At 61.9% G+C, this 1,681-nt stretch carries 1 protein-coding gene; it reads left to right on the top strand.

Annotated features, from left to right (window positions below):
* Positions 1–279: 279 nt before the first annotated feature.
* Positions 280–1,638: an IS110 family transposase gene (locus AQ12_RS13125; RefSeq protein WP_048440383.1), complete on the top strand. Its 1,359-nt coding sequence runs from the start codon at positions 280–282 to the stop codon at positions 1,636–1,638.
* Positions 1,639–1,681: the final 43 nt, after the last annotated feature.

The following is a 1,681-nucleotide window of genomic DNA, read 5'->3' as shown; positions in this document are numbered from 1 at the left end:
TGGATTGCGGATCAAGCGAAGTAATCGGCCCCCTGCCGCAAATCGCGCCGAAGAAACACTGCGTAGTCTGTTGTAAGGTGGAATGCGGCGACCGCAAAAGACCGATTTGGCAATGGTGCTAGCTAGCCCGAGATCAAGCGTGGTCCTGGGTGACGTCATCGACATTGGTGAATCTGCCTGGTGGTTCGCAGCCACCGAGCCGATATCCCGTTTAAGAGAGTGAGCAAGACGACGTACCCGATGCGGCGCCACATTCCAACCCGAATGATGGAGCAACCCATGGCGCAACGCAATCGAGACGTTTCTTTGAAGCCGGGCAAGGCACGAGCCCTGAGCATCACCCATCCCAACGCTGCTGGCATCGACATTGGCAGCGCGTCCCACTTTGTGGCCGTGCCGCCTGATCGCGATGATCAGTCGGTACGCGAATTCCCCAGCTTCACGGTCGACCTTAATGCGCTGGCCGATTGGCTGGACGCCTGCGGCGTGGACACGGTGGCGATGGAGTCCACCGGGGTGTACTGGATACCTTTGTTCGAACTGCTGGAGTCGCGCGGCTTCACGGTGTTGCTGGTAAATGCGCGCCACGTCAAGAACGTTTCGGGGCGCAAGTCCGATGTGCTGGACTGCCAGTGGCTGCAGCAGCTGATGACCTATGGCCTGCTCAGCGGGGCGTTTCGTCCGAGCGAACAGGTGTGTGTGCTGCGTTCGCTGTGGCGCCAGCGCGAGATGCTGCTGCGCAGCCAGAGCCGGCATGTGCAGCATATGCAAAAGGCGCTCACGCAGATGAACATCCAGCTGGCCAACGTGATTACCGACGTGGTGGGGCAGACGGGTCAGAGAATCCTGCGCGCCATCGTGGCGGGCGAGCGCGATGGTCATGTGTTGGCGGCGATGAAGGACGTGCGCATCCACGCCAGCGCCGATGAGATCGCCAAGAGCCTGCAAGGCAACTGGCGCGCCGAGCATCTGTTCGCGCTCAAGCAGGCGCTGCAGGCGTTCGACTTCCTGGGCACCCAATTGGCCGAGTGCGACGTGCAGATCGAAGCGCAGCTACAAAGCCTGCAAGTCCATGAGGGCGAGCCGGCCAAAGGCAAGAAACGCAGCCGCTCGCGCAATGCGCCCAAGTTCGACCTGCGCGCGCGCCTGTTCAAGCTGTGCGGGGTGGATCTCACGCGCATCGACGGCATCGACGTGACCACTGCGCTGGCGGTGATCAGCGAGACGGGCACCGACATGTCCCGCTTTGCCAGCGTTGCACACTTCGCAAGCTGGCTGGGCCTGTGCCCGGGCACCAGGATCACCGGCGGCAAGGTGATGAGCGGCAAGACCAAGCGGGTGGCCAACCGAGCCGCCCAGGCGCTGCGGCTGGCAGCTGCGGGGCTGCGCACCAGCCAGTCGGCGCTGGGCGCGTACTACAGGCGCATGTGCTCACGCATGGACAAACCCAAAGCCGTCGCCGCCGCAGCCCACAAACTGGCGCGCCTGATCTACACGATGCTCACCAAAGGCGAAGAATATGTCGACCAGGGTCAGGCCTATTACGAGCAACGCTACCGCGAACGAGTCCTGCACAACCTGGCTCAGCGCGCCTCCAAAATGGGTATGCAACTCGTCGCCGTCCAACAGCCCTCCTAAAACACCATTACGAATCAAGCACTTGAGTGGTGTTTCTTAAGAG

It is taken from the genome of Caenimonas sp. SL110 (assembly GCF_001044395.1).
Lineage (GTDB): Bacteria > Pseudomonadota > Gammaproteobacteria > Burkholderiales > Burkholderiaceae_C > Ramlibacter.
The sequence above is the reverse complement of the archived record's forward strand: the minus strand, read 5'-3'. Positions and strand labels throughout refer to the sequence as shown.

Excerpts from the sequence above, each read along its gene's own strand:
- AQ12_RS13125 (WP_048440383.1), top strand. The coding sequence starts at position 280 with ATGGCGCAACGCAATCGAGACGTTTCTTTGAAGCCGGGCAAGGCACGA.